This window comes from Methylocystis sp. L43, from assembly GCF_015709525.1.
Classification (GTDB): Bacteria; Pseudomonadota; Alphaproteobacteria; order Rhizobiales; family Beijerinckiaceae; genus Methylocystis.
This window is the reverse complement of record NZ_JADNRA010000032.1, coordinates 204,315-227,977: the sequence shown is the minus strand read 5'-3', so window position 1 is coordinate 227,977 and position 23,663 is coordinate 204,315. Positions and strand designations below refer to the sequence as shown.

Genomic DNA, 23,663 nt, shown 5'->3' with positions numbered 1-23,663 from the left:
CGCGCCACCCGCGCCGCGCTGGCGCGTCTGAAGACTGACGAAGCGAGCCCCTGGTTCCTTCTCGCTCATCTTGAGCGAGAAGCGCTCCGCGACCGCCCAAACCTCGCGCGCAAAAGAAGGCGCCTTTCACAAACCTTTTCGACGAACATGAAGGAGTCGGCTCATGGCCTTCGCCGTGAAGAATCACGTCCTGCATTGCGACGGCAAGCCCGTCGCCCAAAAGCCAACGCCCAATGTCGGCGGCGCTTTGAAGGCTTCGCTGCTGATCATGCATTACACCGCCTCGCAGTCGGCGAAAGGCGCAATCTCCTGGCTGTGCAATCCCAATGCAAAAGCCTCCGCGCATCTCGTCATAGATCTCGACGGCGCAGTGACGCAGCTCGCGCCGTTCAATCGCGTCGCGTGGCACGCAGGCAAAAGCGTCTGGAAGCGGCGCGCAAACTGCAATGGATTTTCGATCGGCATAGAGCTCACGAACGCCGGGCCGTTGACGAAGCTCGCCAATGGCAAATTCGCCGACGCTTACGGGAGAAGCGTGCCGGCGAGCCAGGTGGCGATGCTCGCGCACAAGTTGGATAAGACCGGGGAAAAACCCTGGATGACCTATCCCGCCGTTCAGATCTCAGTCGCCGCCGATGTCGCCAAGGCGCTCTGTCAAACCTACGGCATCAGCGACATCGCCGGCCATGACGACATTGCGCCGACGCGCAAGCGCGATCCGGGTCCCGCCTTCGCCATGGAATCATTCATCTCGCGAGTCCTCGGCCGCAAGTGAAACCGCGCCGGCGGCGTCCGGCATCATGAAAGGAACTGAAAAATGCAAGGCTATCGCACCTATGTCGCCGCCGCACTCGTCGCGCTGTTCGGCGCGCTCGCCTCGACCGACTGGATCGCCTTCCTCAATGATCCGAAGGCCGGCGCCATCGCCATTGGTTCAGCGGCGTTGATGGCGATCATGCGCAGCATCACCTCGACGCCGCCGGGAACCGCCTGACATGTCGAAGCTGATCGCGCTCTCTCTCGTCGTCGTCGCTGGCGTGGTGGCCTACGCGCTTGGACGCGCGACGCTGGCGCGTCTCGTCGCCGGCGGCGTCGAGCGGGAGAAGGCGCGCCGCGCTGAAGCCGATTCGCGCGCGGCCAAGCGTCAGGCCGAAATCATGATGGAGCGCCGGAGCGTCGAAAATGTTTCGCAAGATCTCGATCATGGTCGCTTTTAGCCTCGCTCTTGCGGCATGCCGGTCGACGGGCGGCGGCTGTCCGCCGCTCGTCGCCTATTCTCTCGAAGAACAGAAGATTGCGGCGAAGCAGTTGCGCGCCTTGCCCCAAAACGCGCCTCTCGCCGCCATGATCGTCGACTACAAGAAAATGCGGGACGCCTGCCGCGCCTCGGAGCGCTGAGGCGCGCGGCCGCATTTCTTGACTATTCATTGCGCATTCAGGGCATTCGGCCGACTATGCGCTGGGGAGAGGCGCATGCGGTCTGCCGGACGTTGTTGGAGACGGGCGCTCACCGTCGCCGCTCTCGCGGCGACGGGCGCTTGCCTGCGCGCGCCCGCGACCCGCGCCGAAGACGCTCCGGCGCGGCTGCAATGCTTCACCATGGCGCAGGCGCGCAGTAAAATGGAAGCGCAGAAGCTCGCCGATCCTTTCCGATGCATGCGGGATGTCGCCCTGCGGCTGCAGGCCGAACCGCTTGGCGCGCGGCTGTGCCAATTGGGCGAAGGACTTATCTATGAGATCAGCCTGCTGCGCCGGGACGGGCACATCGTCAAAATTCTTGTCGACGCGTTCAGCGGGCGGCCTCATTCTAGCTCTATAGGCGTGGACTCTACGGAGAATTGAGTCTCGCACGCGGGAGGACGCATTGCGGTTGCTGGTCGTTGAAGACGACAAGGATTTAAACCGCCAGATCGTTCGTGCGCTCGAGCAGTCGGGCTATGCGGTGGACCGCGCCTTCGATGGCGAGGAAGGTTGTCATCTCGGCGAAACGGAGCCCTACGACGCCGTCGTCCTCGACATCGGTCTGCCGAAGAAGGACGGCGTGACCATTCTCGAAGAATGGCGCGCGGCGGGACGCGACATGCCGGTGCTGATCCTTACCGCGCGCGACCGCTGGAGCGACAAGGTGCAAGGCTTCGATGCCGGCGCCGATGATTATGTTTCGAAGCCCTTCCACATGGAGGAAGTGCTGGCGCGCATCCGCGCGCTGCTGCGCCGCGCGACGGGCCATGCGACGAATGAAATCGTCTGCGGCGCGGTGCGCCTCGACACCAAGGCCGGCCGCGTCGTCGTGGACGGCGCGCCGGTGAAGCTCACTTCGCACGAATACCGGCTGCTCGCCTATCTGATGCATCACAGCGGACGCGTCGTGTCCCGCAGCGAAATTATCGAGCATTTATACGATCAGGACTTTGATCGCGACTCGAATACGATCGAAGTCTTCGTCGGCAGGTTGCGCAAAAAGCTTGGCGTCGATCTCATCCAGACCGTGCGCGGTCTGGGCTACATGGCGGCCGCGCCGGCAAAGGACGCCGGCTATAAGCGCTAGGCGCATGCCCCTTTCCTTCGTCTCCATTCGCTCCATCGCCGCGCGTCTGTTCCTGACTGCGGCGGCGATGAGTTCGGTCGTGCTGATCGTCGCCAGCATTCTTCTTACCGCCTACTACCGAAGCGAAGCGGAAGAGGTTTTCGAACGTCGCCTCGACGTTTACCTGCGCGCCATCGTCGCGGACGTGTCCGAGTCGGGACAGGAGGGACGCACCGGACCGGGCCAGCTTGGCGATCCGCAGTTCGAATTGCCGGGCTCGGGCTGGTATTGGCAGATCACGCGTCTCGACGACAAGTCGCATGACATCAAGGCGTCGCGCTCGCTCTTCGCCAACACGCTGCCCAAGCTCTCGGACCTTGGCGTCGCAGCGGAGGTCGGCGGCTTTCGCCGCGGCTACGGGCCGGGCCCGGACGGGCGCAGGCTGCGCATCGTCGAGCGCGTCATCGACGTCGGCGACGTCGGCATCTATCTCGTGCAGGTCGCAGGCAGCGGCGAAGAGATGGAAGAGCAAATCGCCCGTTTTCGATTCGCGCTGGTCGTCGCTTTCGCGGCGCTCGCGATTGCGCTCGCCATCGGCGCCGCCTTCCAGGTCCGCTTCGGCTTGCGGCCGTTGAGGCAATTGCAGCGCGAACTGGCGACGATCCGCGGCGGCGAACGGGAGCGGATCATGGACGCTTACCCGAGCGAAGTCGCGCCGCTCGCCGAAGAGCTCAATCTGCTGATCAGCGCCAATCGCGACATTCTCGAACGCGCGCGCACGCAGGTCGGCAATCTCGCCCATGCGCTGAAAACGCCGCTCTCCGTCATCGTCAATGAAGCCGATTCCGCGCCAGGGCAACTCGCCGGGAAAGTTCAAGAACAGGCGCAGATCATGCGCGATCAGATCTCCTTCTATCTCGACCGGGCGCGGGCTGCGGCGCGCGGCGGCGCGCTCGGCGCCGCGACGCAGATTGCGCCGTCGATCGAGGCCTTGCTGCGCGCCTTTAGTAAAATCTATGGCGATAAGGGCGTGATCTTTTCTGGCGGCGCCGATCCGCGTCTGCGCTTTCTTGGCGAGCGCCAGGACCTCGAAGAAATGATCGGCAATCTGCTCGACAACGCCGGCAAGTGGGCGAAGAGCCAAGTGACGATCGACGTTTCCGCCGAAACGGATGGCGCGGCGCGGCCGACGCTGCGCATTGCGATCAGCGACGACGGGCCGGGACTTGCCCCGCATCTGCGCGCGGCGGCGACGCAGCGGGGCCGGCGTCTCGACGAAACCAAGCCCGGATCAGGTCTCGGCCTGTCAATCGTCGTCGATCTCGCCGCCGCCTATGGCGGTTCGCTGCAACTCGACGACAGCCCCAGCGGCGGTTTGCACGCGGAGCTTCGACTGCCGGGATTTTGAGATACGCCGCGCCGGGCGTGAACAAAGCTCGGGACGGGATCAGCGATCGTACGCCTGCCCCGATATCCTGCCGCGCGTCACTCTTCTTCGAGATCGAAATCGAGAATGGCGACTTGCAGCGTGAAGCTCGACAGCTTCGGATCGTCAGCGGAGATGACGCCGAGAAATTCGCCGTCAGCATTGAGTTCGACGGAATCGGTCTTGCGCCCTCGCGCCACGATCGACAGGCGATCGTTTTCGAACAGCTTGCGCAAATAGGACTGCAGCACTTCGCGTCCGACGGGAATTTTCATCTCGAAGGCGAAGGAACGATCGCCGTCTTCGTCGTCGACCGAGATCGAAGCGATCCTTCGCTCGCCAAGATGCACGGCCGCGTCGTCCGGATTCTTCGGATCCGCCGTGACGCGAACGCCGTCGTTGCCGAGCGAACGGCGCAGGAACGCCTGCAATTTTCGCAACTCGGTTTTATCCAAACGCCCGCCCCCGTTCAGCGATCAGCTCTCTCCTCTGCCACGACGCCTTTCGCCGAGCAAGAGCGCATGAAAAACGCCCGGCGGAGAGCCGCCGGGCGACGTCAAAAAGCGCGAAGGGCGTTATTCGCCTGCGGCTTTCAGCCTCTTGTTGCATTCGCTCCAATATTTTGGCCAGGTGATTTTTGAACCGGCCTTTTTGAGCTCAGCCTTTTTCGCCTTCCATTCCGCGGCGCATTTCTTCTGGCGCTCGCGCGTCGCGGTTTTCGAGTCCGTCGCGGGTTTGGGGCTCGGGGTCGCTTCGGTCGCCGCGGGCGGAGTCGGCTCGACGGGCTTGGCTTCGGTCGCTGGCGGCGGCGTAGGCGTCGACTCCACGGCGGCCGGCGGCGGCGTAGGCTTCGTCTCTGCGGCGGCCGGCGGCGGCGTCTCGGGCTTCGCCTCGGCAGGCTTGGTCTGCTCGGCTAGCCGCCCGCGACAGGCCTTCAAAAATTCCTGCCAGCTCTGTCCGCCGAGTTCGTTGGCGGCCTTAGCCGCCTGATATTGCGAACCGCATTCCTTCAATACATTGGCTTGCGCATACGCGTCCCCTGAGCTCGCGGCGAGGGCGACGGCGACGGCCAGAGCGCCGCCGGCCGCAGCGTAAGAAACAGCGATACGGATCCCCATATAAATCTCCATTGATGGACGGCGCCAACCGAGCCGCAACAACTGCGACGGCGCATAGAAGCATGACGCGCGCCATCTGCGCCCGCGGGGCCGACGATAGTCCCAACTTGGTTGTGAACGCAATCCGAACGCGCGATAAAGCCCGAGCGCGCGGCGTTTTTTCGTCCGCTTTTTAAAGGTGCGTCTTGGCAAGCGTTCGGCAACAGCCGGCAAGTTGGCGCGAACTCGCGGTCGTGCCCCATCTCGACGGGCTGAAACGCTGTCCGTGGCCCGGCGTCGATCCGCTTTATCTGGACTATCACGACAATGAGTGGGGGCGTCCCGAGCGTGACGGCCGGGCGCTCTTCGAAAAGCTGACGCTCGACGGCTTTCAGGCTGGCCTCTCGTGGATCACCATTCTGCGCAAGCGTGAGGCGTTTCGCGCGGCCTTCGACGGCTTCGAGCCGGCAATGATCGCGAGATTTGATCAGAAGCGGGTCGCGGCGCTGATGGGCAATGATGCAATCGTGCGCAATCGCGCAAAAATCGAAGGCGCCGTGCTCTCGGCGCAGGCGTGGCTGGAAATCGAGGCGACGACCGGCTTTTCGGATTATCTGTGGGGTTTCGTGGACGGACGACCGATCGTCAACCACTGGAAGCGCATGAGCGAGGTGCCGACGCAGACCCCACTTTCCGAACGCCTCTCCAAAGATCTCAAGGCGCGGGGCTTCAAATTCTGCGGACCGACGATCGTCTACGCCTTCATGCAGGCGGTCGGCATGGTGGACGATCATCTGACGGGCTGCCATCGCCACGCAGGGGGCGAGGGCGGCTGACGCGATGCGCTCCCCTCCAGCAAAAAATCGCGGGCGGCCGACGCCCGGCGAAGCGCCCCGCGCCTGGCAGCGCATGTTGTCCGGACGCCGCCTCGATCTGCTCGACCCTTCGCCGCTCGATGTGGAGATCGAAGATATCGCGCATGGACTCGCGCGCGTCGCGCGATGGAACGGTCAGACAATCGGCGCGCATATTTTCTCGGTCGCGCAACACAGCATGCTTGTGGAAAAGGTCGCAAGCGCGCTCGACCCGGCGATCGGCCGAACGGAGCGGCTTTACATGCTGCTGCATGACGCGCCCGAATATGTGATCGGCGATATGATCTCCCCATTCAAGGCGGTGATCGGCGACGCATACAAAAGTGTCGAGCACCGCATATTGGGCGCAATTCTCCTGCGTTTCTCTCTGCCGCCGACGCCCTCTCCCGCACTGCGGCGCCTGTGCAAAGAGGCCGATCGCGCCGCCGCTTTTTTTGAGGCGGTGCAGCTTGCGGGCTTTACACGGGGCGAAGCCGAGCGCATCTTCGGCCGCCCGGCGATCCCGCCGCAGCCCTTCATTGACGAACTCGCCCCGGCTCCCATTGAGGAGGCGCAGGCGTGTTTTCTCGCTCGGTTTCGGGCGGTCGACGAAAGTTGAAGAAGAACGTCGGGGAGAGAAATGCCGAATGGGCGCCTGTACGTCTGTTCCCTGACTAAGGTGGTCGACACGGTGCGCCAAAGCGGCGCGCGCTCGCTTGTCACCATCCTTACTGCCGGGGCGTCGCTTGTTCGGCCTTGCGAAATCTCCCGCGAGCGCCATTTGCGCATTGCTGTCTCCGACATCGACGCGCCGCGGGGGGGACACATCCTCCCGGGCGAGGAACATATCAATCGGCTGCTCGCTTTCCTTGAGGAATGGGACCGCTCCGCGCCGCTCGTCATACATTGCTACGCTGGGGTGAGCCGATCGCCCGCGGCGGCCTTTGTCGCGGCCTGCGCTTTAGCGCCGCGTCGCAGCGAAATGGAGATCGCGCGCGAACTGCGCCGCGTCTCGCCGACCGCGACGCCAAACAGACGGATGGTCGCGCTCGCCGACGAAAGGCTCGGGCGGAACGGGCGGATGTCCGCCGCGATCGCCGCGATCGGACGCGGGACCGACTGCTATGAGGGAGCGCCCTTCGCCCTGGAATTCGCCGACGCCTAACCGGGCCGCCGAAGAGCTCGCGCCCCTTTCCCCGCCCGTCGAAATCGGCCTCACCGCCGCAATCGTCGCCGTTCGAGACGACGAGCCCTTGATCCTGACGACGCGCGCCGACGGGCCGGCCAGCATAGCCGCTCTTCCCTCCGGACCTTTCGATCCGATCCGCCATCGCACCTTCGAGATCGGCCTGCGCGAATGGGTCGCCGAGCAGACCGGCGCGCCGCTGGGCTATGTCGAGCAGCTCTATACATTCGGCGATCGCGGTCGCCACGCCCGCGCCGGCGACCGCGATCCGCACGTCGTCTCGGTCGGCTATCTGGCGTTGACGCGCATCCGCGACGACGCCAATCGGCGCGCAAGCGTCTGGCGGAGCTGGCATGATTTCTTTCCCTGGGAGGATTGGCGCAAAGGTCCGCCCGTGGTCCTCGAGGAAACGATCGCGCCCGGGTTGGCGGACTGGGTGGCCGAGGCGCCGGACGCCGTCTCCTCCTCGGGCGTCTCGCGCCGGGTGCGGGTCAATCTTCTCTTTGGCCTTCTCTTTGGCGGCAAGGGACGCGCGTTCAATGAGGAGAACGTCCTTGAGCGCTACGAGCTTCTTTATGAGGCCGGGCTTCTCGAGGAGGCGCTGCGCGATGGTCGTGAATCGGCGGAGAAACGGGCGCCGTTGACGCCGCTCGGGACCCCGATGCGCCATGACCATCGCCGCATTCTCGCCACAGCCATGGGCAGACTGCGCGCCAAAATGAAATATCGTCCGGTGATCTTCGAGTTGATGGCGTCGGAGTTCACGCTGACTGAGCTGCAGCGGACAGTAGAAGCCATCGCTGGCCGACATCTGCACAAGCAGAACTTCCGCCGTCTGGTGGAATCAACGGCCATTGTCGAGCCGACAGGGGAAATGTCCTTAAAGACAGGCGGACGCCCCGCGGCTCTATTCCATTTTCGCCGCAATGTTCTGCAAGAAAGGCCCGCGCCAGGGCTTCGCGTCGGCATCCGAGGCTGATGTCGCTGCTTTAAGGCGATGTTCACCGCGACATGGTGAATGTTTGCTGAAGCGAAGCCCGCAATGCGTAGAGTAGAGGTGCGTCTTGGGCTATTTGTCGCCGCCCCCCATGCCGGCGCCGGTCGTCGTCTACAAGGACGTCGGCGGTTTGGTCAGCGATTATGAAGCGCTCACCGAACGATATCGCCGCGAGAATCGCGAGGTCAGGCTGCATGAATGCCGCTCGGCCTGCACGCTGGCGCTGAGCCTGCCCAACGTCTGCGTCTATCCGGACGCAAAGGTCAAATTTCATCAAGCCTACAACGCCATCAACCGGGAAGTTGACCTCGGCGTCTCTTCGCAGCTGTTCGCCTCCTACCCGACCGCCGTGCAGGCGCGTCTTGGCCATTTGACCCGAGAATATCGCGTATTGACCGGGACGGAGCTGATCGCTCTTGGCATGCGCAATTGCGAGGGCGGCCCGACTATGATCGCAAGCCGCAAGCAGCGCGCGCCTTCGACCAGCGTCGCCAGCGCGCGGCCCGATGGGCAGTCCGGCGCGAGTCTCGCCTCCTTTGGCGACATCGCGCAGAAGGTGCAGTCCGCAGTCGCCACCGCCCTTGCGAGCACAAGCGGCCGGACCGATCCGATCCATGTCGCCGTCGCCGACCGGCAACAGCTGACGGGGTTGGCGCGCGGCGGCGAAGAAGCGAACGCGCTTCCTGAGCCCGCGCCGCTGCCGCCGCGGCGGCCGCCGTCAGAGGCCTTTGCGGGGTTCCAGGATACGGCGTCGCTATCTCCCGCCTATCTGCGCCTCATCAGCGGCGCGCAGCCCATCCTCGGGCCGCAGCTCGTGCGCACAGTGGCGTCGAACTGAAGCGGCGACGTCGCAGACCGCCGCGCGACGCAGCTGTGAGGAGCGTTCAGAACTTCACGCCGTTTGGACCACGTCCAACAAGCTCGCGCTTTTGATCTGCCGCTGCGCGATATTCCACGCCGTAAGCTTCAGCATTCCTTCGCGATAACGGCGTTTGGGCGCCTCGGCTGGGTGACCGACAGGACTCCAGGAAGCCGCTTGAAATCAGACGGCGGCGAACCGGACGTTCGTCGACGTCACGAGCCTGGCCAGATCAGAAGAACGTCAAAGGACAATTGGTCGCCGAACCCAACCACCGTAAAAAATATTATCACCGTTATCTTGGCCCTCGCCAACAGACGTTGGCTCGGACGCCGGATCATAAGCCTTGATGACCAGACTTTACGCCTTGGCGAGAAGTCACGAGTTGCTGGCGCGGAAAAGTTACGGCGCCGTCAGAATGGAAGAAGTGGTGCGCCAGGCGCTCGCGCCCTATTTCTCCAAGAGCAGCCCGCGGCTGACGTTTCAGGCCACCAATCCACGCTGCCGCCCAAGGTTGCGATGAGCTTTGGCATGATCCTGGATGAACTCGCGACCAATGCGGTCAAGTTTGGCGCGCTGTCGAACAGTTCGGGTCATGTCTTCGACTGGTCTTCGATGGAGGGGCCGGATGAGAGAGCGTCCACGCTGACCCTGAGGTGGCGTAAGGACGGAGGGCCTCGCGTGGCGGATCCAAAGAAAAGGGGTATTGGTCTGACGCTCATTGACTGCGAAGTGAGTTATGGGCTCTCTGGCAGCGCCGCCTATGATTTTGGCGAGACCGGATTTTTCGGGAACGTTCATAAGACCCTTGAAACAGAGGCCGGAATAGCTGGGAGACCATGGCGAGTTCAACGATAGCGGGAAAGCGCGTCCTCATCGTCGAGGACGAATCGATCATCGCGATGATGCTTGAATGCGAATTGAACGACAGCGGTTGTGAAGTCATCGGCCCCACGCCTTCCGTTGAAGCCGCATTGCGGCTTATCGACAAGGAGCGTCTGGACTGCGCCCTGCTCGATTACCGACTTGTCGACGAGACCTCCGGAAGAATTGCTTCCGTGCTGGCTGAGCGAAACATCCCGTTTTTGCTGATGACGGGACATTGCGCGGGCGACCTGCCGGCTGAGTTGCGCGACAAGACTCTCCTGCAGAAGCCGGTGACGGGCAAAGCTCTTCGCGCCGCTCTCGAAGCCATTTTGAATATTGCAGCGTAAAACGACGCCGCGCCGTTTTGATCCGGCGAAGCTTGAGCAATTTTTCGCCACGATGTTACCATAGCGTCCGAATTGGTGGGGAATCAGGGCGGTAGCGACCGCCGAGGGGCAAAGCGCGTCTAACTGCGCATTCCGCATGTGATTTTCGCCGTCGCCTCGCGCCGCCCGGCGCAAAGGGCGCCTTTCGGCCGAAAGGTCAGAAGGCTTGTTAGTATCTGGGGCGACGTCGGTCGAGGCGCGCTTCAAGCGAGACGGGAAGCAGCTATTGACGACGCCTCGCTCCAGCGCGCGCCTGATTTTCTCTCCGCTTTCGACGGTTCTTGGCCTCGTGGTCTTTAGTCTGGCGACGCTCGCGCCGAAGATGACCGAAACCGCGGTCGCCAATGGCGACACAAGGACGATTCATCTCTACCACGCCCATACGCATGAATCGATTTCGGCGACGTATCTCGTCAACGGGCAATATGACGCCCAAGTCCTTCAGCAGTTGAACTGGTTCCTGCGCGACTGGCGACGCGACGAGCCGACCAACATGGACCCGCGCCTCTTCGACGTCGTGTGGGAGGCCTATCGCCACGCGGGCGCCGGCGATCAGGTCGTGCATGTCGTCTCCGCCTATCGCTCTCCCGAGACCAACGCCATGTTGCGCGCCCGTTCGCGCGCCGTCGCCAAATATTCCCAGCACATGCTCGGCAAGGCGATGGACACCACCATGCCGGGAATGCCGATGTCGCAAATTCGCGAAATCGGCATGCGCATGCAGCGCGGCGGCGTGGGCTATTATCCCACGGCGGGCACGCCTTTCGTCCATCTCGACGTCGGCAATGTGCGCGCCTGGCCGCGCATGAACTACGACGAGCTCGTGCGGCTCTTCCCTGACGGCAAGACCGTGCATTTGCCGAGCAACGGCCAGCCGCTGGCGCGCTATGAAGAGGCGCGCGCCGAGATCGAAGCGCGCGGCGACGGCGCTTATGTCGTCGCGCCTCGCCGCACGTTTGGCGGCTTCTTCGCGATGCTGTTTGGCGGCGGCGGGGGCGGCGAAGAGGACGACGCGGAGGTCACGGCGCCGGCGCCGAACACCCGCAAGCAGTGGGCTTCCCTCGCGCCGCGGCGGGCGCGCGGGACAAGCGGCGAGATGGAAGAGCAAAGCGCGCCTTCCGCCACGACGGACGCCTACCGCTACGGCGCGAAAGAGCTTTCGCGGGCGGAGTCCGATTTGCCGCGTGGCGAGACCACCCTGTCCGCGCCGGGCGTGGAATCGCCCGAGCAAGAGCCGCCCGCCGCGAAGCTTCCAACAGTTCGAGCGCCGCTGCCGCCGCAGCGTCCGTCTTCGCTCGCCGCACGCTTCGACGCGCGGACGGCGTATGACAGGTCTGCCGAGCTGCAAAGCGCGGTCGAATTTCAGGACGCCGACCGCGCTGATCGCCGTTCGGGCAGAATGCCCGCAACTGATGCGCCGCCCCGTCCAAAGCTCGTGTCTGCGCCCCTGCCCCCAACCCGGCCCGGGATCCCCCACGCAAAGGCGACGAGCGCGATCGCGCGGCTGGTCGACCCGCCCAAAAATGAGACGAGAAAGTCCAGAGCGGCGGCCCGGCATGAGTCGCTCGCCTATGCGCCTGAGCCGCCGCAGGGCGCTGAGCCGTCGGACGCCGCCGGAGCGGAAAAAAATGCCGTCCCCGACGAAGCGACCGCTCGCGGCGCAACCCCTCTCCTAGGCTCTTCGACCGGCCTTCGAGCGGCCGCCCGCTCCCGCGGACGCAGTCACTCGACCAAGGACGTCTCCGCCGAACAGGACGCGGAAACCCGCACCCGCTGAAACGGGCGCACCGGAGCGTTTTTTCGAAGCTTTGTAGCTGCTGGAGCAACGGACAAGACCCGCGTCGCGCCAGACGTATAGATCAGGCCTCGACCTTAAAAACTCAGGGTAAAAGAGCAACGGCGTTTATCGCCGCGAAGCCGATAAGGATTGCCGCGCGCGCTGCAAAGTAAAGCGTGCCCGCGATGGCGAGTATTTTGATAAAGCCATAAGCGTCAGGGTCAAACATGGCTTCGAATCCACTCCAGCAAGCCTGAACCTCTCGGCGAGATTCAGTCTTCAGACAGTCTAACCCCCAACTTGCAAGGAATGTTCCTACGGTCGCGCCCAAGCGCCAGAGCCCCGGCGCCGCCGGTCGACGCTTGCGTCGCAAGAAAAGTCGCCCCCCGGATCGCCGGGCGCGGCAGCGAGGCGTCAGGCGAAAGCCGGGTCGAGCGCTTTGGCGGCTTCCAGCAGCGTCCGAACCGAGGCGACGGATTTTTCGAACATCGCCCGCTCCGCCGCGTCGAGCTGAATCTCCATCACCCTCTCGACGCCATTCGCGCCGATGATCACGGGAACGCCGACATAGAGTCCGTTCACGCCATATTGGCCGGTGAGATAAGCGGCGCAGGGCATCACCCGCCGCTTGTCCTTGAGATAGCTCTCGGCCATGGCGATCGCCGCGGTCGCCGGCGCATAATATGCGGAGCCGGTCTTGAGAAGGCCGACGATCTCGCCGCCGCCCTTGCGCGTGCGCTCGACGATCGCGTCGATGCGCGCCTGCGTGGTCCATCCCATGGCCACGAGATCCGGCAAAGGCACGCCGGCCACCGTCGAATAGCGCACCGACGGCACCATGTCGTCGCCATGGCCGCCCAGAACGAAGGCGCTCACGTCTTCGACCGAAACATTGAGCTCCTCGGCCAGGAAATAGCGAAAGCGCGAAGAATCGAGCATGCCCGCCATGCCGACGATGCGCTGCGTCGGCAGGCCCGACGCCTTCTGCAGCGCCCACACCATGACGTCGAGCGGATTGGTGATGCAGATGACAAAGGCGTTCGGCGCATAGCGCTTGATGCCCGCGCCGACCTTGGCGATGACGCCGAGATTGACCGACAGAAGATCGTCGCGGCTCATGCCCGGCTGGCGCGGCACGCCCGCCGTAACGATGACGACGTCCGCCCCCTCGATCGCCGAATAGTCGGAGCCGCCGGTGAGCCTGGCGTCGAACCCCGCGACGGGAGACGATTGGGCGATGTCAAGCGCCTTGCCTTGCGGCACGCCGTCGACGATGTCGAAAAGAACGATGTCGCCTAATTCCTTGAGGCCGGCGAGATGAGCAAGCGTTCCGCCGATATTGCCGGCGCCAATCAAAGCGATTTTTCTTCGCGACATAATCAAACTCGTTCTTTGCTTCTGAGAAACAGCTACCGCGCTTTTGCGGCGGTGGGAAGACTTCTTGGCGCTTGTCGTAAGCAGAGCCTTACACGGAGGCGCGAAGTCTCCGCGACCCAACAGCGCGCCCGGCGATTTCCAGGCGCGCCGAATGTCGCAGGGATTGCGGGCCGTCGCCGCGCTCCTTACCTGCGAAGCTCGAGGGGAGCGCGCGCGAGCCGCTTGGCGGAAGGCCGACACATGAAAAGCGAGTTTTTGCTGAAACGCCTGTTCGCCGCCACGATCGCGGCTGGCGCTTGTTTCTTTGGCCCGGCCGCGGCGCAGGCGGCGGATCCGGACGAATCCGAGCTGTTGGCGCATTTCGAGCAGGTCGACGTCTGGCATGCTCCGGTCGACTATAGCGTCCGCTACAACAATCAGGACGTGATCGTCACCCGCGAGATGGTGGCCCAGCCTGCCGCTCAGGGGGAGCTCTGCTATATCCGCTTCGATCTCATTAAGGGCGAGGGCGATTACGGCTACGGCTTCAAGCCGGGCGCGCCGCGTGACGCGCATTGGGGCTTCAATGTGCTGAAGAGAGGCACGATCGTCGACCAGTTGGCCTCGCAGCTCAAGATGAACGTCATTTATTTTTACGCGCAAGGGCCGAAGAGCGAGGCGGCCAAGGCCGTTTGCGCCCGCAAACAGGCCGCGCCCACGCCCGCCGCGGGGAACGCCCACACGGGCCCGTGGGCTGATCTGGTGACAAAAGCACGGTTGATCCACGGATGGCCGGCGGCGCGCTCGCCCTAATTCCACGCAGGAAAATGCGGGCGAAACCGCGGGCGACCGCGCGTAACGCTGGACAGCGGCGAGCGGGTTTGATATTCGCACCCTTCGTTCGAAACAGCGTCGCGCTCGCGGCGCTCGCCGGACGGGCGCATAGCTCAGTTGGTAGAGCAGCTGACTCTTAATCAGCGGGTCCAAGGTTCGAGCCCTTGTGCGCCCACCAATAAAATCAAATGTTTATTAGAAAATCGAAACTCTTCATTTTTTCGGCGGACCCACAGCGGACCTAGAGAGGCGCAGGTCGCCTTATCTGGCGCCCCGACAAGGCCAAGTTAGTCTCAGCAATTCAGCGTGGCGTTGAAGATAACGCCACCCTCGACGCCTATGGGTCGCTCATGGCGGCGGCTGGAGGCGACCGATGTCGAAGCGCCGCTCGCGTGCTTCGCAGACCCATGCTGATGCCGTGCAGGAGCTCGGACTGTGACGGAATTGCTCGATCAGGCCGCCCAGCTTCTCCGCGAGGTGGATTTAACGTCCAGCCGAGACCTTCACCACTTGGTTTTTTCTGCAGGGCGAAGACTTCCGCCGCATTGTCGCCGAGTGGGTCACGTTTTGCGCGAGGGGAAAGTAGGCCAGACCATAGGTTCGTATGTCCGAATTCCCTTCCCGATTCGGCAGAGGGGCAAGGCGCAACTGGCTCAGCCATTCGAAAGCCAAAGATTAGGGCGCTGCGCCGTCACCAGCGGCCCTGCCGCCGCAGGCTTTCGGAGAGGTCTCCCGCATAGTTGTGCTGACCGAGATGCATCAGCTTGCAGTCGAGGTCGACCCACACCTTCCCGCCCATGTCGCGCCACAGACGGCAAAAGGCGAAATCTTCCGACAGATAACGGCCGGAGTCGGGATCGATCATGCAATCATAAAATCGCCAATGCAGATGCGCTTGTGGATTGTTGGGCGGACCATCCGGCGTGTAGCGCAGATCCGGATAGCGTTCCATCATGTCGTAGAACACATGCCGCTTGACGCACATGAAGCCGGTCGGCGCCTCCGCCACCTCGACGAAGCCGTCGCGATCGGCGAACTCGCTTATCCGCTTCGAGCCATGCCCGATCGGATTGAACGGGTAGTCGGTGTAGCGCTTCTCGAACTCTTCGCGCGTCGTGCCGGCGGGCAGACCTTCTTCCGGCCAGTTGAAACTTTTCATCGGATAGACGCCTGCCGCAATGTCGCGGTCCGCAAGCAGCAAGCGGCAAACGGACTGCGGCGTGAACGCGATATCCGAATCGATCCAGAACAGATGCGTGAACGACTCGTCGGATAAAAATTTCATCACCATCTTATTGCGGCCGCGCGTGATGAGGCTTTCCGCATGCATGTGCAAAATGCATTTGAGGTCGAAGCGCGCGCAATGCCAAGTCAGATTGAATATGCTTGTGACGTAATTCATGCTCACCGCCGAAATATAGCAAGGCGTCGCAAACATCACATTCATGGACTGCAATGCTGAATCTGGAAGCATGCTCTTCTCTATCGTCTCGCTTCGACGCGCGCTATTCCGGGATCGTCATTTCTTCGGCGCTTGCCGGTTTTGAGGCAGTTGCGCCGTGGCGGACGATGGACCGAGCCCCGCCGAAATTCCAAACAATCGCCACTGCCCGTTCACCGGCGCGAAGCTCAGGTCAAAGTTGAGTTGCTGCTGGGCGGCGGGGAAGAAACCAACCAAGCGCAACATGCCGTTGGGGTCGATCTGAGGCGGCGTGGTCAGCTGCGGGTCAACCGCCGCGACGGCGGACAAATCGAGCTTGTCGCGCCGCTGGCCCGCGAAAATATCTGAAAGGCGTGCGGCCGTGTTGGTTTGAAATTGAGGCGAACCGAGATCGCGCAGAACGGTGTACACGCCCGTCTTGTTGGCGTGATCCAAAGCGAGCAAGCTCGAACGCACCAGGATCAGCACTCCGGGGCGTTCGATGCTGGCGGGCTTCCCGGCCTGTTCGGCGCGCGCGCAATTCGTAAGAGCGGCGCTCGCCAAGCAGACGCCCGCCACGTAGAGGCTCAAGGCGATCGTAGCAAATCGGCGCTTCCGTGCATCGTCGATGGCTGGACGGAAAGACCGGAAAATACGCCGACGTCGCAGGTCGATGATTGTGAACAAGAGTGCTCTCCTTGCTGCCGGCGATCGGCATTCCCGAGCGCGGGCTGGCGCTGCGCGAGAGATACACCCCCGCGCAAACAGGCGGCAGGCGGCAGGCGCGCGCCAGATTTCCGAAACCCCTCCCTGACGCCTCGCGCTTGCGAACAGTGACGCGATCACCACTCGTAGAGGCCGCCGACGCCGCCGCCGACGCCGCCATAGCGCAGACCGATGGCAAGGCTCCCGTTGATGACGACATTCGGATTCAGGCGAACTTGCGCCATTGCGCCGAAGGCGTTCTCTCCGCGGAAATTACCCCATTTCGCCGAGACGCCGAATCTGGCGTCGCGCGAAATCGTCGGCGCGGTGTTGGCGATCGCGACCGCCGAACCTTCATAGCCGCGCCGAACCGACCTCTGTAAATTGCCGACGCTCTGCCAAATGCCCGCGACGTTCATGCCGAGACTGTTCACCGCGCCAGAAAGGCCGGCGATAGAGCCTGGGCCGTAATCGCTTGTCGCGAGATTGCCGTTTCCGTCGGAAGTCACGAAATTCGTGGCGCCGTTCTGCGCGGCGCGGCTCGCGGCGGAGGTAATTCCCGGCGCCGCATAGGTCGTTGTCACGCCGCCAAACATCATCTGATTGGCGGCGGTGTTGGTCGCCCCAGCGCCGATTGCGGTGGCGTTGGCATAGCCTGCGGTATTCGCGCCAGCGCCCACGGCCGTTGAGTTGTTCGCGGTCGCGCTGGCGTTTTGTCCGAGCGCCGTCGCGCCTTCGCCGACGGCTTTGGCGTTTTGGCCGAAGGCGGACGCCGTCGCCCCCGTCGCGACCGAACCCTGGCCGACGGCGGTGGCGTATTCGCCGTAGGCCGCGCTCTGCTGGCCGATGGCGGTGGCGTTCTCGCCGCTCGCCGTGCTGAATTGTCCGCTCGCCGTGGCGTTGCCGCCCAAAGCGCGCGCAAACTGCCCCGTCGCGGTGGCGCGTTTGCCTTCGGCCTGGCTGTTCGCGCCGGTCGCGGTGGCCTCTTCGCCGATGGCGTTGGCGTTCCACCCCATCGCGGTCGCCTTCTCGCCCGTGGCGTTGGCTTTTCTGCCGGTCGCCGTGGATTTGTCGCCGATCGCCTGGCTGCCCTGTCCGGTCGCTGTGGCCTCTTCGCCGCTGGCCATGCTTTCGGCGCCGGTCGCGGTTGCGAACGTCCCTGTGGCGTTGCTGGCGCGGCCGGTCGCGGTGGCGCTCTCGCCGAAGGCGAGGCTGCCCGCGCCGGTTGCAGTGGCGAATTGGCCGGCGGCGTTGCTATTCGCGCCCGTCGCGGTGGCGCTTGCGCCATTAGCGATGCTGTTCGCGCCCGCGGCAGTCGCGAATTGGCCGGTTGCGTTGCTGTTGGAGCCGGCGGCGGTGGCGTTCTCGCCGGCGGCCTTGCTGTTTGCGCCCGTGGCGGTGGCGTTCTCGCCAGTGGCGAAGCTCGCCCAGCCTGACGCCGTCGCGGCGTTGCCCGTCGCCTGGCTGAAAACGCCGGTGGCTGTGGCGTAGTCGCCGGTCGCCACGGCGACCGCGCCTGTTGCGGTGGCGCTCTTGCCGTTGGCGACGCTGCCGGCGCCAGTCGCAGTCGATGCGTCGCCCTTGGCCAGAGCGAGATGTCCGGTTGCGGTCGCGTTGTTGCCCTGCGCGACGCTGTCGACGCCGGTGGCGGTCGCCTTCGTTCCATCCGCCAAGCTGTTTTGACCGGTCGCCGTGGCGTTCGCGCCATTGGCCGTCGCCTTTTGGCCGGTCGCCGTCGCATGAAGGCCATTGGCGAAACTGTTCTCGCCGGTCGCCGTCGCGTTCGCGCCTTGCGCGATGCTTTCGGCGCCCGTCGCCGTGGCGAAAGCGCCTTCCGCCTTGCTGCCCGCGCCGGTCGCCGTCGACTTCAAGCCGTTGGCGTTGGCGGCGCCTCCGGTCGCCGAGGCGAATTCGCCATTGGCGACGCTCCCCTGGCCTGTCGCGGTGGCGTTCGTTCCGTTGGCGACGCTGTTCTGACCTGTCGAGGTGGCGTTGAGGCCGTTGGCGAAGCTGAACTGCCCCGTCGTCGTGGCGTTGGCGCCATTGGCCAAGCTGCCCTGGCCCGAAGCGGTGGCGTTGGCGCCGACGGCGAAAGCGTTCTGTCCCGTCGATGTGGCGTTGATGCCGTTCGCGGAGCTGCCTGCGCCTGTCGCAGTGGCGGACTCGCCCTTCGCAATGCTCGCTTGCCCGGTCGCGGTGGCGTTGGAGCCATTCGCAACGCTCGCCTGTCCTGTCGCAGTCGCGTTAGCGCCGTTCGCATCGCTGGCTTGGCCGGAAGCGGTAGCGTTAACTCCCTTGGCGTTGCTGGCCTGCCCGGCCGCGGTCGCGTTCGCCCCATCAGCGACAGCGTTCATGCCGGTCGCGGTGGCGAAGGCGCCGTTGGCAAAAGCGTTCTGTCCCGTCGCCGTGGCGTTCGCCCCATTGGCGACGCTCAACTGTCCCGTTGCGGTGGCGTTGGCGCCATCAGCGATAGCGTTCTGCCCGGTCGCGGTCGCCTGAGCCCCGTTGGCGTTGCTGTTCTGGCCCGTCGCGGTGGCGAACTGACCATTCGCGACGCTCGCCTGACCCATCGCCGTTGCGGCCGCGCCATTGGCGGAGCTGTTTTGCCCCGTCGCGGTGGCGTTCGCCCCATTGGCGGCGCTCAACTGTCCCGTCGCGGTGGCGTTGGCGCCATTCGCAGTGCTGGCTTGGCCCGAGGCGGTAGCGTTCGCTCCCTTGGCGTTGCTGTTTTGCCCGGAGGCGGTGGCGTTGGCGCCATCAGCGATGGCGTTCTGCCCGGTCGCGGTCGCCTGAGCCCCATTGGCGTTGCTGTTCTGGCCGGTCGCGGTGGCGAACTCGCCGTTTGCGACGCTATTCTGGCCGGTCGCCGTTGCGGCCGCGCCGTTGGCGGAGCTGTTTTGTCCCGTAGCGGTGGCGTTGGCTCCAGTAGCGTTGGCGTTCTGCCCCGTCGCGGTGGCGTTCGCCCCGTTGGCGAGGCTGCTCACGCCCGTCGCGGTGGCGTTGGCGCCGGTGGCATTGGCGTTCTGCCCGGTCGCCGTGGCGTTGTCGCCGTCGGCAAGGCTGTTCGCGCCTATCGCCGTGGCTTTAGCGCCGATCGCGACGCCGGCGGGAACGCCGCCGGCGTTACAAGCCCCGGCTGCGAGATGGCCGAACGAATCGGTCGTGACACACTGTACCGCCCCGATTTGCGCCGCCGTGCTCGCGAGGGAGGTGATTCCCGGCGCGACATATGTGGTTAAAGACGTGCCGAACGTCATTTGATTGGCGGCGGTGCTTGTCGCGCCTGCGCCGATCGCCGTCGACCCCAGGAATCCCGCAGTGTTAGCGCCCGCGCCGACCGCCGTGCTGTTGTCGGCGGTCGCTTGCGCGTTTTGGCCGAGCGCCGTCGCGCCGACGCCTGTCGCGTTGGCGCTTTGGCCGAAGGCGGAGGCTGTCGAGCCATTAGCGACCGAGCCCTGGCCAACCGCCGTCGCATTCACGCCGTTGGCCTTGCTCGCCTGTCCCGTCGCCGTAGCGTTGGCACCGTTGGCGGTGGCGTTCTGTCCCGTCGCGGTGGCGTTGGCGCCAGAGGCGGTGCTGAACTGACCCGTCGCGGTCGCATTGGCGCCGTCGGCGACGGAATTCTGACCGGTCGCGGTAGCGTTCACGCCGTTGGCGAAACTGGTCTCGCCTGTGGCCGTGGCCTTATCGCCGTTGGCCCTGCTGAACTGCCCGGTCGCCGTCGCAGCGGAGCCGTTGGCGTTGCTCAACTGCCCCGTCGCGGTGGCGAACGCGCCGTTGGCGAAGCTGTTCTGTCCGGTCGCCGTGGCGTTGGCGCCATTGGCGTTGGCGTTCTCGCCAGTCGCGGTGGCGTTGGCGCCGATCGCGTTGGCGTTTGCGCCCGTTGTGGTGGCGTTGGCGCCATCCGCGACGCTGGATTGCCCGGTTGCGGTGGCGTCGTCGCCATTGGCGAAGGCGAAGGCGCCGGTCACGGTCGCGCCGAAGCCGTTGGCGAAGCTGCCCCGCCCTGTCGCGGTGGCCTGTTGGCCTATCGCGCGACTGCTCACGCCAGTGGCCGTGGCGAAGGCGCCCTCGGCCTTGCTCCCAACGCCCGTCGCGGTGGCGAACTGGCCATTGGCGTTCGCGAAGGCGCCGGTCGCGGTGGCGAATTCGCCGTTGGCGATTCCAGCCTGACCAGTCGCCGTCGCGTTGGCGCCATTGGCGAAGCTGTTCTGTCCCGTCGCGGTGGCGTTCGTTCCATTGGCGCGACTGCCTTGTCCCGTCGCCGTAGCGTTGGCGCCATTGGCGAAGCTGTCCTGCCCCGTCGCGGTGGCGCTGGCGCCGGTGGCTTGCGCCAGCTGGCCGGTCGCGGTGGCGTTGGCGCCGTTGGCGCGGCTCAACTCGCCGGTCGAAGTCGCGTTGGCCCCGTCAGCGAGACTGCCCGCGCCCGTCGCGGTGGCTTGAGCGCCGTTGGCGATGCTGAATTGGCCCGTCGCGGTGGCGGTCCCGCCATTGGCGTAACTCGCTTGGCCGGTTGCGGTCGCAAGGGTGCCGTTGGCGAAGCTGTTCTGTCCGGTCGCCGTGGCGAACTGGCCGTTGGCGACACTGGCCTGGCCGGTCGCGGTGGCGTTGGCGCCGTTGGCGTTGGCGTTCATGCCGGTCGCCGTTGCATTGGCGCCATTGGCATTTGAGGTGGCGCCGGTTGCGGTCGCATTGTTCCCGGTCGCGTTTGCGCCAGAGCCGGAGGCGGTGGCGAGAATGCCATTGGCGAGACTGTTCACGCCCATCGCCGTGGCGGCGTCGCCATTGGCGTTCGAATTGGCGCCCGTCGCGGTGGCCTCAGAACCGTTGGCGAGGCTGTTCTGCCCGGTTGCAGTAGCTTGTGCGCCGTTAGCCCGGGCAAGCATCCCCGTCGCCGTCGCGGCGACACCATTGGCCGTGGCGAGTCTGCCGGTCGCGGTCGCGTTAACGCCATTAGCGAAGCTGTTCTGTCCCGTCGCGGTGGCGCTGGCGCCATTAGCGGTGGCGGTCGCGCCCGTCGCGGTGGCGTTCGCGCCACTCGCCGAGCTGCCTCGGCCGGTCGCGGTGGCGTTGGCGCCATTGGCCGTGCTGCTCGCGCCCGTCGCCGTGGCGTTGCCGCCATTGGCGATGCTGAAGGCGCCCAGCGCGGTGGCGTTGGTGCCAGTCGCGTTGCTGCTCTGGCCCATGGCGGTCGCGTTCTGACCGTTGGCGAGGCTGAGCTGGCCCGTGGCGGTGGCGTTGAGGCCGTTCGCAAAAGCGCTCTCGCCGGTCGCCGTGGCGCTGCCGCCATTGGCGAAGGCGCCGCGTCCTGTCGCCGTGGCTGAGCCGCCGTCGGCCGAGCTGCCCTGGCCCGTCGCCGTGGCGGCCGCGCCGTTGGCGAAGCTCCCGACGCCCGTCGCCGTGGCGAGCGTGCCATTGGCGCGGCTGCTGACGCCGGTCGCCGTGGCGGCGTCGCCACTGGCGTTGGATTTAGCGCCCGTCGCGGTCGCCTCGAAGCCGTTGGCGAAGCTGTTCTGTCCCGTCGCCGTGGCGAACTCGCCTTTGGCGACACTGGCCTGCCCGGTCGCGGTGGCGCTGGCGCCGAAAGCGTTGGCGTTCTGGCCCGTCGCCGTGGCGAAGTCGCCATTGGCGTCGGAACTGGCGCCGGTCGCGGTGGCTTTGGCGCCGTTGGCGCGACTGGCCTGTCCCGTCGCCGTGGCGGAGGCGCCATTGGCGAAGCTTCCAGATCCCGTCGCGGTGGCGCCGGCGCCGTTGGCGAGGCTGAAGGCGCCGATCGCCGTAGCTTGAGCGCCAGTGGCGTTGGCGAGGACCCCCGTCGCCGTGGCCGCGCCACCGTTCGCGAAGCTCGCCTGCCCCGTCGCCGTCGCGTCGGACCCGTTGGCGTTGGCGTTCTGGCCAATTGCGGTGGCGTTGGCGCCGTTGGCCCGGCTTGCTTGTCCGGTCGCAGTGGCGTTGGCGCCATTGGCGCGGGCGTCATCGCCCGTGGCGGTGGCGCTGGCTCCGTTGGCGACCGCGGCCTGCCCCGTCGCCGTCGCACCAAGGCCGTTGGCGAATGAATTGGAGCCCGTCGCGGTGGCGTTATTGCCCTGGGCCGAGGCGTCCTGACCCGTCGCAGTCGCGCCAACGCCATTGGCGAAACTATTCTGTCCCGTCGCGGTGGCGTCGGCGCCGTTGGCGCGGCTGCCCTGCCCCGTTGCGGTGGCCTGAAGGCCATTGGCTAAGCTGTTCTGCCCCGTCGCAGTGGCGCTCGCTCCAAAGGCGTTGCTCGCCTGGCCCGTCGCCGTGGCGTTGGCTCCAATGGCGTTGGCGTTCTGTCCCGTCGCGGTGGCGTTGGCGCCGCTGGCGACGCTGCCTCGGCCCGTGGCCGTGGCGGACCCGCCGTTGGCGCTGGCGAAGGCGCCCGTCGCCGTGGCGAAAGCGCCATTGGCGAAGCTGTTCTGTCCTGTCGCCGTTGCATTCGCGCCAGTGGCGTTGGCGCTGTAGCCTGTCGCCGTTGCGGCGGCGCCGTTGGCGTTGGCGCTCTGCCCGGTAGCGGTGGCGAACTGGCCGTTCGCGAAGCTGTTCTGTCCCGTCGCGGTCGCGTTGGCGCCGTTGGCCACGCTTCCCGCTCCCAGCGCTGTCGCGTTAACGCCGTTGGCGTTGGCTAGCTGGCCGCAGGCGGTCGCGGTGGCATTGCCATTATCGGTCGCGCCGGCGTTGCCGCCCGCCGGATTGGTGACGCTGTCGCAGGTAAAGGCTTGAGAGGGCGTCGGCGCGACCAGCCCTGTCGCCAGCACGAAGCCGCCTGCTAAGGCGCCGGACAAGACGCTCGATAAAGCGCTGGACGCGAAGAGCGTATGACGAGATGATCGGGATGTATTGGAAGCAGGACGAATACTATGTCGCGCGCGAATAATCTCTTTATTAGACATGCGATTCATCCTGCACTGCTGCTTTCGAAAGCGTATGGGCAGTCGCCGAAAGTTACTGTGCGTTAACTTTTCGGATCATGTATTTTAATCATCAGATTCTGATTTTGACTACTGACGTGAGAACTTTTCCTAACTCTCTCGTGTCGATTTTGCTTTTGTGGCAGAGGCGCCACAATTGGTCGGACGGGCCGGCTCGCCCTCTGCGGCGCGCCCCTGTCACGTGCTGGATCGGCGGGCTGAGGCGGCCGCATTCCACGCCGCCACTTGCCGCCACTTGCCGCCCCTTGCCGCACGAGGCGATTCCTCTGGCCGATGCGCGCTTCGTCCTGGAAGCAGATTTTCGAGTTCGCGGCGGCAGATCGAGCAATGCCTTCAAGTCGCGCCCGGCGACAGGCGCGGCTTCGGCCATCCATTCAACAATTCACGAGGCTTCCAGGCCGGCGGCGCGCCGACAACCGCAA

The 23,663-nt window shown here is 65.0% G+C and carries 23 protein-coding genes and 1 tRNA gene; 17 read left to right on the top strand and 7 right to left on the bottom strand.

Features of this window, described 5'->3' with window-relative positions; all coding sequences use genetic code 11:
- Positions 1–163: 163 nt before the first annotated feature.
- The 7 genes from IYX23_RS13480 to IYX23_RS13450 all read left to right on the top strand — a co-directional run bounded on the left by IYX23_RS13480 (position 164) and on the right by IYX23_RS13450 (position 3,935).
- Positions 164–775 (top strand): N-acetylmuramoyl-L-alanine amidase, encoded by a 612-nt coding sequence (locus tag IYX23_RS13480; protein ID WP_196393998.1) that lies wholly within the window; start codon positions 164–166, stop codon positions 773–775.
- 42 nt (positions 776–817) lie between these two features.
- A complete protein-coding gene (locus IYX23_RS13475) occupies positions 818–994 on the top strand; it encodes a hypothetical protein (RefSeq protein ID WP_196393997.1) in 177 nt (58 codons plus the stop codon).
- Between the two features lies 1 nt (position 995).
- Positions 996–1,217, top strand: a complete 222-nt coding sequence (locus IYX23_RS13470; RefSeq protein ID WP_196393996.1) for a hypothetical protein — start codon at positions 996–998, stop codon at positions 1,215–1,217.
- Positions 1,204–1,398 carry a hypothetical protein gene (locus tag IYX23_RS13465; protein ID WP_196393995.1) on the top strand — a complete coding sequence of 65 codons (195 nt, stop codon included), beginning with the start codon at positions 1,204–1,206 and terminating at the stop codon, positions 1,396–1,398. The genes IYX23_RS13470 and IYX23_RS13465 overlap by 14 nt, the downstream gene beginning before the upstream one ends.
- A 75-nt stretch (positions 1,399–1,473) precedes the next feature.
- Positions 1,474–1,842, top strand: a complete 369-nt coding sequence (locus IYX23_RS13460; RefSeq protein WP_196393994.1) for a PepSY domain-containing protein — start codon at positions 1,474–1,476, stop codon at positions 1,840–1,842.
- 22 nt (positions 1,843–1,864) lie between these two features.
- A complete protein-coding gene (locus IYX23_RS13455; RefSeq protein WP_196393993.1) occupies positions 1,865–2,548 on the top strand; it encodes a response regulator transcription factor in 684 nt (227 codons plus the stop codon).
- A 4-nt stretch (positions 2,549–2,552) separates the two neighbouring features.
- A complete protein-coding gene (locus IYX23_RS13450) occupies positions 2,553–3,935 on the top strand; it encodes a sensor histidine kinase (RefSeq protein ID WP_196393992.1) in 1,383 nt (460 codons plus the stop codon).
- Positions 3,936–4,012: 77 nt separating this feature from the next.
- Here IYX23_RS13450 and IYX23_RS13445 read toward each other — a convergent pair whose 3' ends face one another.
- Both IYX23_RS13445 and IYX23_RS13440 read right to left on the bottom strand, forming a co-directional pair.
- Positions 4,013–4,408: a DUF3126 family protein gene (locus IYX23_RS13445; RefSeq protein WP_196393991.1), complete on the bottom strand. Its 396-nt coding sequence runs from the start codon at positions 4,406–4,408 to the stop codon at positions 4,013–4,015.
- A gap of 120 nt (positions 4,409–4,528) precedes the next feature.
- A complete protein-coding gene (locus IYX23_RS13440) occupies positions 4,529–5,071 on the bottom strand; it encodes a hypothetical protein (protein ID WP_246716772.1) in 543 nt (180 codons plus the stop codon).
- Positions 5,072–5,304: 233 nt separating this feature from the next.
- Between IYX23_RS13440 and IYX23_RS13435 the strand changes: the two genes are divergently transcribed.
- From IYX23_RS13435 to IYX23_RS13395, 8 genes are all read left to right on the top strand, one after another.
- Positions 5,305–5,886 (top strand): DNA-3-methyladenine glycosylase I, encoded by a 582-nt coding sequence (locus IYX23_RS13435; RefSeq protein ID WP_348643664.1) that lies wholly within the window; start codon positions 5,305–5,307, stop codon positions 5,884–5,886.
- A gap of 4 nt (positions 5,887–5,890) precedes the next feature.
- The gene (locus tag IYX23_RS13430; RefSeq protein ID WP_196393988.1) at positions 5,891–6,523 is read left to right on the top strand and encodes an HD family hydrolase; all 633 of its coding nucleotides are present in this window, start codon (positions 5,891–5,893) and stop codon (positions 6,521–6,523) included.
- 21 nt (positions 6,524–6,544) lie between these two features.
- Positions 6,545–7,069, top strand: coding sequence for a protein tyrosine phosphatase (locus IYX23_RS13425; RefSeq protein ID WP_196393987.1), 525 nt, complete (start codon positions 6,545–6,547; stop codon positions 7,067–7,069).
- Positions 7,029–8,069 (top strand): NAD regulator, encoded by a 1,041-nt coding sequence (locus IYX23_RS13420; protein ID WP_210330694.1) that lies wholly within the window; start codon positions 7,029–7,031, stop codon positions 8,067–8,069. The genes IYX23_RS13425 and IYX23_RS13420 overlap by 41 nt, the downstream gene beginning before the upstream one ends.
- 85 nt (positions 8,070–8,154) lie before the next feature.
- Positions 8,155–8,925 carry a hypothetical protein gene (locus IYX23_RS13415; RefSeq protein ID WP_196393986.1) on the top strand — a complete coding sequence of 257 codons (771 nt, stop codon included), beginning with the start codon at positions 8,155–8,157 and terminating at the stop codon, positions 8,923–8,925.
- Positions 8,926–8,988: 63 nt separating this feature from the next.
- Positions 8,989–9,804 carry a hypothetical protein gene (locus IYX23_RS20295; RefSeq protein WP_246716770.1) on the top strand — a complete coding sequence of 272 codons (816 nt, stop codon included), beginning with the start codon at positions 8,989–8,991 and terminating at the stop codon, positions 9,802–9,804.
- Complete coding sequence (locus IYX23_RS13400) at positions 9,786–10,160, top strand: response regulator (protein WP_196393983.1); 375 nt, start codon at positions 9,786–9,788, stop codon at positions 10,158–10,160. Before IYX23_RS20295 ends, IYX23_RS13400 begins: the two co-directional genes overlap by 19 nt.
- A 265-nt stretch (positions 10,161–10,425) precedes the next feature.
- Positions 10,426–11,976 (top strand): DUF882 domain-containing protein, encoded by a 1,551-nt coding sequence (locus tag IYX23_RS13395; RefSeq protein ID WP_196393982.1) that lies wholly within the window; start codon positions 10,426–10,428, stop codon positions 11,974–11,976.
- Between the two features lie 103 nt (positions 11,977–12,079).
- Here the strand turns inward: IYX23_RS13395 and IYX23_RS20510 are convergent, their stop codons facing one another.
- Positions 12,080–12,205 carry a hypothetical protein gene (locus tag IYX23_RS20510; RefSeq protein ID WP_281431789.1) on the bottom strand — a complete coding sequence of 42 codons (126 nt, stop codon included), beginning with the start codon at positions 12,203–12,205 and terminating at the stop codon, positions 12,080–12,082.
- Positions 12,206–12,390: 185 nt separating this feature from the next.
- Positions 12,391–13,353, bottom strand: a complete 963-nt coding sequence (gene mdh, locus IYX23_RS13390; protein ID WP_196393981.1) for a malate dehydrogenase — start codon at positions 13,351–13,353, stop codon at positions 12,391–12,393.
- 240 nt (positions 13,354–13,593) lie between these two features.
- Between mdh and IYX23_RS13385 the strand changes: the two genes are divergently transcribed.
- Together IYX23_RS13385 and IYX23_RS13380 are read left to right on the top strand one after the other, a co-directional pair.
- Positions 13,594–14,145, top strand: coding sequence for a hypothetical protein (locus tag IYX23_RS13385; RefSeq protein WP_196393980.1), 552 nt, complete (start codon positions 13,594–13,596; stop codon positions 14,143–14,145).
- Positions 14,146–14,268: 123 nt separating this feature from the next.
- A tRNA-Lys gene (locus IYX23_RS13380) sits at positions 14,269–14,344 on the top strand.
- A 513-nt stretch (positions 14,345–14,857) separates the two neighbouring features.
- On the opposite strand, the gene IYX23_RS13375 is transcribed toward IYX23_RS13380, so the two are convergent.
- From IYX23_RS13375 to IYX23_RS13365, 3 genes are all read right to left on the bottom strand, one after another.
- Positions 14,858–15,640, bottom strand: coding sequence for a hypothetical protein (locus IYX23_RS13375; protein ID WP_196393979.1), 783 nt, complete (start codon positions 15,638–15,640; stop codon positions 14,858–14,860).
- Between the two features lie 45 nt (positions 15,641–15,685).
- Positions 15,686–16,177, bottom strand: a complete 492-nt coding sequence (locus IYX23_RS13370; protein WP_196393978.1) for a hypothetical protein — start codon at positions 16,175–16,177, stop codon at positions 15,686–15,688.
- Between the two features lie 251 nt (positions 16,178–16,428).
- On the bottom strand, positions 16,429–23,094 hold the full coding sequence (locus IYX23_RS13365) for a hypothetical protein (protein ID WP_196393977.1): 6,666 nt from the start codon (positions 23,092–23,094) through the stop codon (positions 16,429–16,431).
- Positions 23,095–23,663: the final 569 nt, after the last annotated feature.